Below are 11,693 nucleotides of genomic sequence, written 5' to 3' on the forward strand. Positions count from 1 at the left end.
GGAGCCGTCCGCGTCACGGCGCCGCGGGCTGTGTCGCCGCGCCCGTGGGCGGCGCGGTGGCGGAGGCCGGGGGCGTGGGCTTGGGCTGGTGCGTCTGGCTGGGGCGGGGGGTGGCGCTCGGCTGGTCCTGGGTGGGGGTGGGTGCGGGCGCCTGGGGGCTGGGGGCGGCGGGGCCGGGTGTCGGCTCGCCGGGGGTGGCCGTGGGCCGGGCCGGTGCGGCGGCGGCGGTGGGGGTGGGTGCGGGCGCGGTGCCGGGGGGCGTGGCGCCGGGGGTGGGGGTGGTGCCGGGGCTGGGCGTGGTGCTCGCGGGGGCGCTGCTGGTGGGCCAGTTGTACTGGCCGCCGCCGTTGCCGTGTCCGGTCTGGAGGTCGAAGTGCTTGACCTCGGTGCCGTCGAGGGCGTCGGTCATGTAGGCGGTCCAGATCTTGGTGGGGAAGGTGCCGCCGTTGATCCGGGTGAGGCCGGCGGTGCCGGCCAGCGGCTCCTTGGCGTGGGTCTTCGGGTTCTCCCGGAACAGGCCGACGGTGGTGGTGAGTTGGGGGGTGAATCCGGCGAACCAGGCGGAGAGGTTGGAGTCGGTGGTGCCGGTCTTGCCGGCGGCGGGCCGGCCGAGGTCGAGGGCGGCGTTGCCGGTGCCGCGGGTGACGACGTCGCGCAGGACGTCGGTGACGGTGTCGGCGGTCTGCCGGTCGAGGGCGTCGGTGGCGGCGTGGTCCGGCATCTTGGGTACGTCGATGGATCCGGAGCCGGTGTTGAGGCGTTCGAGTTTGAGCACGGACCACGGGGTGTGCGCCTGGCCGTGGTTGGCGAGGGCGGCGTAGACGCCGGCCAGGTCGAGGGCGCTGGGGGTGGCGGTGCCGAGGGTCATCGAGGTGTTGGACGGGTCCATGCCGGGGACGTTGTCGGGGATGCCGAGCTTGACGGCGGTGTCGCGGACGCGGGCGAGTCCGGCGTCGACGCCCTCCTGCGCGTACACGGAGTTGACGGACTTCACCATGGCGTAGCGCAGCGTGATGTTGCCGTAGTCGATGTCGTCCTCGTTGGGCGGTGCGTACGGGGTGGGGCCGCCGGTGACGTGGCGTTCGCTGGTGCCGTCGTAGCGGGTGTCGGGGGTGATCGGGTGGCCGTCGGGGGCGTGCTGGGCGACGAGGCCGGCGGCGAGGTCGATGGGCTTGAAGGTGGAGCCGATCTGGTTGTCCTGGCGCAGTGCGTCGTTGTAGGGCTGTTTGGCGTAGTCGGGTCCGCCGTAGACGGCGACGACGCGGCCGGTGGCGGGTTCGACGGAGGCGCCGGCGACGCGGACGTCGGTGTCGGTGGTGGGCCGGGTCTTGGGGTCGAGTTCGTCGGTGAGTTCCTGTTGGACGGCCTTGGTGAAGGCGTCCTGTTTGGGCCTGTCGAAGGTGGTGGTGATGCGCCAGCCGCCGGCCTTGAGGGTGGCGGCGTCGATGATGCCGGCGGAGGTGAGGTAGTCGTCGGCGACGCCGACGAGGTAGCCGGCCTGTCCGGAGAGTCCGGTGGTGGGCTGGGGGTCGATGGGTTCGGGGAAGGTCTCGGCGGCGCGGTCGGCGGCGCTGAGGAAGCCGAGTTGGACCATGCCGTCGAGGGTGTAGTTCCAGCGGGCGATGGCCTTGTCGCGGTTGGCGGGCTTGGCGGTCTTGACGTCGTAGGAGCTGGGAGCCTGGAGGAGCGCGGCGAGGTAGGCGCCCTGGGCGGGGGTGAGTTCGGAGACGTCGGTGCCGTAATAGGCGTGGGCGGCGCTCTGGATGCCGTAGGCGCCGCGGCCGAAGTAGCTGCTGTTGAGGTAGCCGGCCAGGATCTCGTTCTTGTCGCGCTGCTGGTCGACCTTGAGGGCGATGAACAGTTCGCGGCCCTTGCGGGCGATGGTCTGGTCCTGGGTCAGGTAGTAGTTCTTGACGTACTGCTGGGTGATGGTGGAGCCGCCTTGCGTGCCCTTGCCGATGAGGGTGTTCCAGCCGGCGCGGAGCATGCCCTTCAGGTCGATGCCGCGGTTCTGGTAGAAGGTGCGGTCCTCGGCGGAGACGACGGCGTGCTGGGTGTCGAGCGGGATCTTGTCGATGGTGACGTCGGTGCGGTTGACGGCGCCGGTGCGGGCGATCTCGGTGGCGCCGTCGGAGTAGAGGTAGATGTTGTTCTGGGCGACGGCGTGGGCGTTGGGGTCGGGCACCGGGACGATGACGTAGAGCACGGCGAAGGCGGCGACGGCGGTCATCAGCAGGGTGACGACGGTGCCGAGGACGACTCGCCAGGTGGGCAGGAGTCGGCGCCAGAGCGGGAGGGCGCGGCGGGCCTGGCGTCGCAGGGCCCGTTTGGCCTGGCGGCGGGTGCTCACGGTCATGCCGAGATTATGTGCTATTTGACTGGCGCTCAGGTGTCGTCGGCCTCTGGCGGGCGTGTGCTCGCGGCGAGTTCGGGGCGGGTTCGGGGTGCGCGCGGGGCTTCCGGGGTCGGTGCGCGGGTCGGCGCGGGGGTGGTGGGAGCCCGGTCCGGGGGTCGGTACGGGCGCCGGTGAAAACCGGGTGCGGGGCTCGGGGCCCGGCGGTACGGTGAAAGGTGCAAACCACATAGCGCACCCGGTTCTGGCAGCTCCGCCCGATCGGCCCGGTACCCCCGGGTCCGGCAGGTCGGAGCCACTGGGGCGTGCGCGGACGCCTGCGGGCCGTCCTGTGCCCGTATTTGTCGACAAGGAGACAATATGCCGAATGCGCCCGGGCTCTACGCCGCCGTCGCGCGCGGATCCTTCCGCCGCTACTCCACCTACCGGGCCGCCACCCTGGCCGGCACCTTCACCAACACCGTCTTCGGCATCATCCTGGCCTCCTCCTTCCTCGCCCTCTGGCAGGCCCGCCCCAGCCTCGGGGGCTACGACCAGAGCCAGGCCGTCACCTACATCTGGGTCAGCCAGTCCCTGCTGGTCACCGTCGCCGTGTGGGGCGGCGGCTTCCAGGACGACGTCCAGGACCGCTTCCGCAGCGGGGACATCGCCGTCGACCTCTACCGTCCGGTCGACTTCCAGGGCTGGTGGCTGGCCACCGACCTCGGCCGGGCCGCCTTCCAGCTACTCGTCCGCGGCACCGTGCCACTGCTGGTCGGCGGGCTGGTCTTCCGGATCCGGCTGCCCGAACACCCGCTGACCTGGGCGGTCTTCCTGCTCTCTGCGCTGCTCGCGACCGTGGTCAGCTTCGGGCTGCGCTTCCTCGTCTCGATCACCGGCTTCTGGCTGCACGACTCGGAGGGGGTGCGCTCGGTGATGCTCGTCGTCTCGATGTTCTTCTCCGGGATGCTGCTGCCGATCGCGCTCTTCCCCGGCCCGCTCGGCACGCTCGCGCACGTCCTGCCGTGGGCGGCGCTGATCCAGGCGCCGACGGACGTCTTCCTGGAGCGCCGCAGCGGCGCCGGCCTGCTCGGCCCGCTCGGTTTCCAGCTCGCCTGGGCCGTCGTGCTGCTCGCCGCCGGCCGCGCGGCCCAGCTGCTGGCGACCCGCCGGGTGGTGGTCCAGGGTGGCTGAGACCCTCGCACCCGCCGTACCCCGGGACGGCCTGGCCGCCCGCACCGCCTGGGCCGTCCGCTCCTGGTGGATGTGCGCCTCGATGTGGATGCGCTCGACGATGGCCTACCGGGCGTCGTTCGCGCTGAACCTCGGCGCGAGCCTCGTCACGCACTCGCTCGACTTCGTCGTCCTGGTGCTGATGTTCCGCCACACGAACCAGCTCGGCGGCTGGACCCTGCCCGAGCTGGCCTTCCTCTACGCCACCGCCACCTTCTCGCTCGGCGTCGCCAACCTGCTGGTCGGCTCGGTCGACGGCCTCGGCCAGCGGATCGTCAACGGCACGCTGGACACCATGCTCATCCGGCCTGCCCCGGCCCTCGCCCAGCTGTGCGCCGAGCGCTTCTCGCTGCGCCGCCTCGGCCGCCCGGTCCAGGCACTCGTCGTGCTGGTCTGGTCGCTGGCCGAGCTGCACGTGACGTGGACCTGGGACCGCGTGCTGCTGGTGCCCGTCCTGCTGGTGTGCGGCTGCGTCATCTTCGGCGCGATCTGGATCGGCACGGCGACCGTCCAGTTCTGGTGGGGCGAGGCCAAGGAGATCCAGAACTCCGTCACCTACGGCGGCGCCACGCTGCTCCACTACCCGCCGACGATCTTCGCGAAGGAGCTGGTCGCCGGCGTCGTCTTCGGCGTCCCGCTGGCCTTCGTCAACTGGCTGCCCACGCTGCGCATCCTCGACCGCCCGGACCCGCTCGGCCTGCCCACCGCGTTCCAGTTCGCCTCCCCGGTGGCCGCCGCGCTCTGTATCGCCGCCGCCGGCCTCGCCTGGCGCGCCGGGCTGCGGGCCTACCGCGGGACCGGCAGCTGAACCCCACCACTTCGTAAGGAACTCCCCATGGCACTGATCGAACTCGAAGACGTCCGCCGCACCTTCACCGTCCGGGCCCGCACCGGCCGGTTCAGCCGGGTGAAGCGCGAGGTGCGCGCGGTGGACGGGCTCACCTTCGCCGTCGAGGCCGGCGAGTGCGTCGGCTACATCGGCCCGAACGGGGCCGGCAAGTCGACCACCATCAAGATGCTCACCGGCATCCTCGTCCCCAGCGGCGGGCGGCTGCGCGTCGCCGGGGTGGACCCGGCCCGCGAGCGCGTCGCGCTGGCCCGCCGGATCGGCGTGGTCTTCGGCCAGCGCACCACGCTCTGGTGGGACCTCCCGCTGCGCGACTCCTTCGAACTCGCCCGCCGGATCTACCGGATCCCCGATCCGAGGTACCGCGAGAACCTCGCCCGCTGCGTCGAACTCCTCGACCTGGCGGCACTGCTGGACACCCCCGTGCGCCAGCTCTCGCTCGGCCAGCGGATGCGCGGCGACCTCGCCGCCGCGCTCCTGCACGACCCGCAGGTGCTGTACCTGGACGAGCCGACCATCGGCCTGGACGTGGTCAGCAAGAGCAGGGTGCGCGAGTTCCTCCGCGAGGTGAACCGCGACCGCGGCACGACCGTCCTGCTCACCACCCACGACCTGACCGACATCGAGCAGCTCTGCGACCGGGTGATGGTCATCGACCACGGCCGGGTCGTCTACGACGGCGGGCTGGCCGGCCTGCACGACGCGGGGGAGAGCGAGCGGACGCTGGTCGTCGACCTCGCCGAGGCCCGCCCGCCGATCGAGGTGCCCGGCACGCGGGTGGTCAGGGTCGAGGGCCCGCGGCAGTGGCTGGCCTTCCCCGCGAAGGAGAGCGCCGCGCCGCTCGTCGCGGCGGTGGCGGCGCGGTACCCGCTGGTGGACCTGTCGGTGCGCGAACCGGCGATCGAGGACGTGATCGCGCGGATGTACGCGGAGGTCGCGATCGGCTGAGTGCGGTTGAGAGCGGTTGAGAGTGACTGAGGGCGGTTGAGAGTGACTGAGGGCGGCTGAGAACGGCCGGGATCTCGCAGGGTGAACCGCCGGCCGTCCGGTTGACCGCCGTCGCCCGTCCGGGGAGTTCCGTGACTCCCCGGCGGGTGCGCGGGTTGAGCCTGCGTCGACGTGCGCACCACGCACCGCGCACGGCGGACCCGATCGCTCACCGCACACCCCGACCGCCCACCGCACCGAGCACCCGAGGGGCAGCACGACCCGATGACCGGACCCGACGTGACCGTGGTGGTCGCGGTCTACAACACCATGCCCTACCTCACCGCCTGCCTGGACTCGCTGGTCGCCCAGACCCTCGCCCCCGGCCGGTTCGAGGTCGTGGTCGTCGACGACGGCTCCACGGACGGCGGCGAGGCCGTGCTGGACGACTACGCGGCCCGCCACCCCGGCCTCTTCCAGGTGGTGCACCAGCGCAACTCCGGCGGCCCGGCCGCCCCCACCAACCGGGCCCTGGCGTTGGCCCGCGGCCGCTACGTGCTGTTCCTCGGCGCGGACGACTGGCTCGGCGGCGAGGCCCTGGAGCGGCTGGTGACGGCGGCCGATGCGTGGGATTCGGACGTCGTCGTGCCCAAGCACGTCGGGGTGAACGGCCGGCTGGTGCCGCAGGGGATCTTCCACGCCAGCGCCGAGTCCGTCGGCTTCGCCGACTCGGCGCTCGCCTGGGCCCTGTCCGACACCAAGCTGTTCCGCCTCGACCTCATCCGGCGGCACGGGCTCTGCCGCGACGAGGGGCTGAAGGTCTTCTCCGACCAGCCGTTCACCCTGGAGGCCTGCCTGCGGGCCGGGCGCGTCTCCGTCCTCGCCGACTACGACTGCTACTTCCTCGTGCTGCGCGAGGACCGCGGCAACGTCACCGAGCGCGCCTCCGTCCTGGACCGGCTGCGCGGCATCGCCGCCCTCCAGCAGGTCGCGGCCGACCTCGCCGAACCGGGGGAGGAACTCGACGCGATCCGCGCCCGCAGCTTCGCGTGGGACGTGCCGCGCCTGCTCCGGGACGGCTTCCTGCTCCTCGACGACGACGTGCAGCACCGCGTCTGCGCCGAGGTCGGCCGCCTGGTCGACTGCTTCGGCGCCCGCGAGGTCTTCCACCGGCTGCCCGTCCCGGACCGGCTGCGCCTCGAACTGGCCGCCGCCGGACGGCCGGAGGCGCTGCGCGACCTGATCCGCTACGAGGCGGCGCACGGCGAGCCGCCGGTGGTCGTCGAGGGCCGCCGCCACTACGCCGGCTACCCGGCCTTCCGGGACGGCCAACTCGGGCTGCCCGACGAGCTGTTCCTCCTGCGGGAGACGGCCGAGACGGCGGACCCTGCGCCACCGCCGCCCAACCTCGCCCAGCAGCTGTGGCGCGGCATTGTCCCGGAGCACCTGCGCCGCGGCCTGCGGCGCTCCCCGGTGTGGCGCCGGCTGGCCAACTCGGTGAACGGAGGCCGGGGATGAGCGGGACCGGGCAGGGCGGGACGGGGCAGGGCGGGACCGGGCAGGACGGGACGGGGCAGGGCGGGACGGGGCAGGGCGGGCTGGACGTCTGCGTGGTCGGCCTGGGCAAGCTCGGCCTGCCGCTGGCCGTGCAGTTCGCGCTCAAGGGCCACCGGGTGACGGGCGCCGACATCGCGCCCCGGGTGGTCCGGTCCGTCAACCGGGGAGTGCCTCCGTTCCCCCGTGAGGAGGGTTTGGACGAGGCCCTGAAACGGGTCGTCGCCGAGGGGCTGTTGACCGCGACGACCGACACCACCACCGCCGTCGCCGGGGCGGAGGCCGTCGTCCTGGTGGTCCCCCTCGTCACCGCGGCCGACGGCACGCCGGACTTCGCCCTGCTCGACGCCGCCACCGACGCCGTCGCCGCCGGGCTGCGCCGGGGCACGCTCGTCAGCTACGAGACGACGCTCCCGGTCGGCGTCACCCGCGGCCGCTGGGCGCCCCGCCTCGCGGCCGGCTCCGGGCTGGCCGCCGGGGCGGACTTCGCCCTGGTCTTCAGTCCGGAGCGGGTGCGCACCGGCCGGGTCTTCGCCGACCTGCGGCGCTACCCCAAGCTGGTCGGCGGCGTCGACGCGGCGTCCACCCGGCGCGGCGCCGAGTTCTACCGCGCCGTGCTGGACTTCGACCCGCGCCCCGACCTGCCCCGGCCCAACGGCGTCTGGGAGCTGGCCTCGGCGGAGGCGGCCGAGTTCGCCAAGCTCGCCGAGACGACGTACCGGGACGTCAACATCGCGCTGGCCAACCAGTTCGCGCGGTACGCGGACCGGATCGGCGTCGACTTCGCGGCCGTCGCCGACGCGTGCAACTCGCAGCCGTACAGCCACCTGCACCGGCCGGGCATCGCGGTCGGCGGGCACTGCATCCCGGTCTACCCGCGGCTGTACCTGTGGAACGACCCGACGGCGACGGTCGTCCGGGCCGCGCGCGCGGCCAACCTGGAGATGCCCGGCTATGCGGTCGGGCTGCTGGACGGCGCGCTCGCGGGCGGCGTGGCCGGGCAGGGCGTGCTGGTGCTCGGCGCGTCGTACCGGGGCGGCGTCAAGGAGACGGCGTACTCGGGGGTGTTCCCGCTGGTCGAGGCGCTGGCGGCGGCGGGCGCGCGGCCGTACGTCGCCGATCCGCTGTACGACGGGGACGAACTGACGGCGCTCGGGCTGCCCCCGCACGCCGGGGAGCCGGTGGCGGCGGCGGTGCTGCAGGCGGACCACCCGGAGTACCGGGAGCTGGGGCCGGAGGACCTGCCGGGGGTGCGGGTGCTGCTGGACGGGCGGCGGTGCACGGACCCGGAGCGGTGGGCGGCGCCGGGGGTGCGGCGGATCGTGCTGGGCGGGGCGTGAGGGGGCTGGGTGGGGCGTGAGGGGGCTGGGTGGGGCGTGAGGGGGCCGGGCGGGGTGTGAGCTCAGCCGTCGGGGGCGCGTGATCGCGGGGCGCGCCCCCGCTCGCGCTGCCCAGCGGGCAGACTGGCGGGGTGAGCGACGAAGCCTTCAGCGGGACCGGCCCCGGGGTCAGGTTCACCGCGGCCGATGAGGAGAAGAGACGCGGCGTCCGCCGGATGAAGACCATCGCGACCGGCCTGCTGGCCTTCGCGACCCTGGTCTTCGCCCTGTCCACGTGGGCCAAGGCGGCCGGCGCGGGCGCCTGGGCCGGGTACGTGGCCGCCGCCGCGGAGGCGGGCATGGTCGGCGCGCTGGCCGACTGGTTCGCGGTGACGGCGCTGTTCCGCCGCCCGTTCGGCCTGCCGATCCCGCACACCGCGATCATCCCGACGAAGAAGGACGCGTTCGGCCGCTCGCTCGGCGACTTCGTCGGGGAGAACTTCCTCTCCGGCCAGGTGGTCCGCGGCCGGCTCGCCGCCCTCGGCATCGGCCGCCGGCTGGGGGAGTGGCTGGCCGCGCCGGGCAGCGCCGAGCGCGTCACCAAGGAGGCGTCGGCGGCGCTGCGCGGCGTGCTCGCGGTGCTGCGCGACGACGACGTGCAGGCGGTCGTCGGCGAGGCGGTCACCAGGCGGGCGGCGGCCACGTCGGTGGCCGAACCGATGGGCCGGATGATGGGCAAGGTGGTCGCGGACGGCGGGCACCACGGCGTGGTCGACCTGGTGGCCGTCCGCGCGCACGGCTGGCTGACGGCCAACCACGAGGAGGTCGTGCAGCGGGTCACCCAGAAGACGCCGGGCTGGACGCCGAAGTTCATCGACCACCAGGTCGGCGAGCGGGTCTACAAGGAGCTGATGCGGTTCGTCACCGACATCAGGGACGACCAGGACCACCCGGCCCGCGGCGCGATCGACAAGTTCCTCGCCGACTTCGCCACCGAGCTCCAGACGGACCCGGAGACCATCGCCCGGGTCGAGCGGGCCAAGGTCGAGATGCTCGCCCGCCCCGAGGTGCAGGACCTGATCGCCTCCACCTGGGCGGCCGTCCGCACGCTGGTGCTGAACGCGGCGGAGGACGAGGACAGCGAACTGCGCCGGCGCATCCGCGACGGCGTGCGGCGCTTCGGCGCACGCCTGGCCACGGACGCCAAGCTCCAGGCCAAGGTGGACGGCTGGCTCCAGGACGCGGCCCGGTACCTGGTCGACACGTACCGCACGGAGATCACCTCGCTGATCTCCGAGACGGTGGCGGGCTGGGACGCCGACGACGCGTCGCGCAAGATCGAGGCCAACGTGGGCCGCGACCTGCAGTTCATCCGCATCAACGGCACGGTGGTCGGAGCCCTGGCCGGCCTGCTGATCCACACGGTGGCGGTGTCCCTGGGCGGCTGACCGGGGCCCTTCCCGCGCTCCGCCCCGGGCCCCGTGCCTCTCTTCGGCTCCATCCTGGCGCTCCTCTTCCCCCTCACCTCGGTCTCCCCGCAGACCTCCGGCCCTTCCCGTCGACGGCCCCCTATCCTTGGCGACACAGCGAACGCGCGTAGAGCAGCAGGAAAGAAGGGAACGACCGTGGTCCAGCCGGACGGAAGTCGGATCGGAAACCCCACCGGGGCCCGGGGCATCGAGGCGTTCATCGCCGGCATGCCCAAGGCGGAACTGCACGTCCACCACGTCGGCTCGGCCTCGCCGCGGGTCGTCGCCGAACTGGCCGCCCGCCACGCCGGGCAGTCGAAGGTGCCGGCGGACCCGGCGGCGCTCGCCGAGTACTTCACCTTCACCGACTTCGCGCACTTCATCGAGGTGTACCTGAGCGTCGTGGACCTGGTCCGCGACGCCGAGGACGTCCGCTCGCTCACCTACGGCGTCGCCGAGGACATGGCGCGCCAGAACATCCGGTACGCCGAGCTGACGATCACCCCGTACTCCTCGGTGAAGCGCGGCATCCCGGAGGTCGCCTTCATGGAGGCGATCGAGGACGCCCGCTTGCGCGCCGAGAAGGAGCTCGGCGTCGTGCTGCGCTGGTGCTTCGACATTCCGGGCGAGGCGGGCCTGGAGGCCGCCGAGGTCACCGCGCGGCTCGCGACGGAGCTGGCGCCGGAGGGCCTGGTGAGCTTCGGCCTGGGCGGTCCGGAGATCGGTGTGCCGCGCCCGCAGTTCAAGCCGTACTTCGACCGGGCGCGCGCGGCCGGTCTGCGCTCCGTCCCGCACGCCGGTGAGACGACCGGCCCGGAGACGGTGTGGGACGCGCTCCGGGTGCTGGGCGCCGAGCGGATCGGCCACGGCACGCAGTCCGTGAAGGACCCGGCGCTGCTGGACTACCTGGGCGAGCACCGGATCCCGCTGGAGGTCTGCCCGACCTCGAACATCGCCACGCGCGCGGTGGAGCGGATCGAGGACCACCCGATCAAGCAGATGGTGGACGCCGGGCTGCTGGTCACGATCAACAGCGACGACCCGCCGATGTTCGGCACGGACCTGAACACCGAGTACGCGGTGGCGGCGCGGCTGCTGGGCCTGGACGAGGCGGGCGTGGCCGGGCTGGCGCGCAACGCGGTGGAGGCGTCGTTCCTGGACCAGGCCGGCAAGGCGCGGCTGGCCGGCGAGATCGACGCGTACCTGGCGGGGTGGCAGGGCTAGTTCCCCGCGTTCTCCCTGCGTTTCCCCTGGTGAACCGCCCCGTCGGCCTCGGTCGGCGGGGCGGTTCCGCGTTGTTCGGCGCCATGTTTCCGGGGGTGGTGCTTACATGGCGCCAAAGTGGTGCCATTAATCGCTCGACATGGCGCCACCCCCGTGCCATAGTTGAGCCATGGACCTCACGCCGTACGTCGAAAACCTTCGGAACGAGCTCGCGGTGGCCGCGGGCACGGGCGGGGAAGAAGCCCGTGCGCTGGCCGAGCGGCTGACGCTGCCGCTGGAGTCGGCCGTGCGGCTCACGCTGCTCAACGCCCTGTCGGCCGCCACGAGTGAGATCACCCGTGAGCTCGCGCCGGGCTCGGTGGACGTGCGGCTGCGCGGCACGAACCCCGAGTTCGTGGTGAGCGTGCCGCCGAGCAGTGACGCCTTCCCGCACGAGGTGGAGCCGGTCGCGCCGCCGATGGCGCCATCACTGGCGCCACTGGCGCCGCCCGTGGCGTCGGAGTCGGACGAGGGCGGCACTGCCCGGATCAATTTCAGACTCCCGGCCCACCTCAAGACGAGGGCCGAGGATGCCGCCGGGCAGGAGGGCCTGTCGCTCAACGCCTGGCTGGTCCGGGTCGTGGCGGGCGCGCTGGAGGGCGGCGAGCCGGTCGCGAGGCCGGCCGTCCAGCCCCAGCCGCAGTCCCGGCGCGGCCGGGGGCAAGGGTTCACCGGCTGGGTCCGGTAACGCTTCTCCGCACCACCCGTACGGCCTGCACTGCTTCACACCATCAACGTCACCCCCGCTC

The 11,693-nt window shown here is 73.2% G+C and carries 9 protein-coding genes; 8 read left to right on the forward strand and 1 reads right to left on the reverse strand.

All coding sequences use genetic code 11. From position 1 onward, the window contains the following. Window positions 1-13: 13 nt before the first annotated feature. Window positions 14-2,356: a transglycosylase domain-containing protein gene (locus tag ACFV4G_RS00305; RefSeq protein WP_380435155.1), complete on the reverse strand. Its 2,343-nt coding sequence runs from the start codon at window positions 2,354-2,356 to the stop codon at window positions 14-16. A 357-nt stretch (window positions 2,357-2,713) separates the two neighbouring features. Here ACFV4G_RS00305 and ACFV4G_RS00310 point away from each other — a divergent pair, with 357 nt between their 5' ends. The 8 genes from ACFV4G_RS00310 (at window position 2,714) to ACFV4G_RS00345 (ending at window position 11,632) form a co-directional block, all read left to right on the forward strand. Next, on the forward strand, window positions 2,714-3,526 hold the full coding sequence (locus ACFV4G_RS00310) for an ABC transporter permease (RefSeq protein WP_380435156.1): 813 nt from the start codon (window positions 2,714-2,716) through the stop codon (window positions 3,524-3,526). Beyond that, entirely contained in the window at window positions 3,519-4,373 is an 855-nt protein-coding gene (locus tag ACFV4G_RS00315; RefSeq protein WP_380435157.1) for an ABC transporter permease, read from the forward strand. Before ACFV4G_RS00310 ends, ACFV4G_RS00315 begins: the two co-directional genes overlap by 8 nt. A gap of 27 nt (window positions 4,374-4,400) precedes the next feature. Further along, window positions 4,401-5,360: an ATP-binding cassette domain-containing protein gene (locus ACFV4G_RS00320; RefSeq protein WP_380435158.1), complete on the forward strand. Its 960-nt coding sequence runs from the start codon at window positions 4,401-4,403 to the stop codon at window positions 5,358-5,360. Window positions 5,361-5,624: 264 nt separating this feature from the next. Continuing rightward, window positions 5,625-6,857 (forward strand): glycosyltransferase, encoded by a 1,233-nt coding sequence (locus ACFV4G_RS00325; protein ID WP_380435159.1) that lies wholly within the window; start codon window positions 5,625-5,627, stop codon window positions 6,855-6,857. Between the two features lie 80 nt (window positions 6,858-6,937). Continuing rightward, window positions 6,938-8,233 (forward strand): nucleotide sugar dehydrogenase, encoded by a 1,296-nt coding sequence (locus tag ACFV4G_RS00330; RefSeq protein WP_380435295.1) that lies wholly within the window; start codon window positions 6,938-6,940, stop codon window positions 8,231-8,233. Window positions 8,234-8,364: 131 nt separating this feature from the next. Continuing rightward, complete coding sequence (locus ACFV4G_RS00335; protein WP_380435160.1) at window positions 8,365-9,660, forward strand: DUF445 domain-containing protein; 1,296 nt, start codon at window positions 8,365-8,367, stop codon at window positions 9,658-9,660. A gap of 177 nt (window positions 9,661-9,837) precedes the next feature. Further along, the gene (locus ACFV4G_RS00340) at window positions 9,838-10,905 is read left to right on the forward strand and encodes an adenosine deaminase (RefSeq protein WP_380435161.1); all 1,068 of its coding nucleotides are present in this window, start codon (window positions 9,838-9,840) and stop codon (window positions 10,903-10,905) included. Between the two features lie 169 nt (window positions 10,906-11,074). Beyond that, the gene (locus tag ACFV4G_RS00345; protein ID WP_380435162.1) at window positions 11,075-11,632 is read left to right on the forward strand and encodes a hypothetical protein; all 558 of its coding nucleotides are present in this window, start codon (window positions 11,075-11,077) and stop codon (window positions 11,630-11,632) included. Window positions 11,633-11,693 lie beyond the last annotated feature (61 nt).

The organism is Kitasatospora sp. NPDC059747, assembly GCF_042732955.1.
GTDB lineage: Bacteria > Actinomycetota > Actinomycetes > Streptomycetales > Streptomycetaceae > Kitasatospora.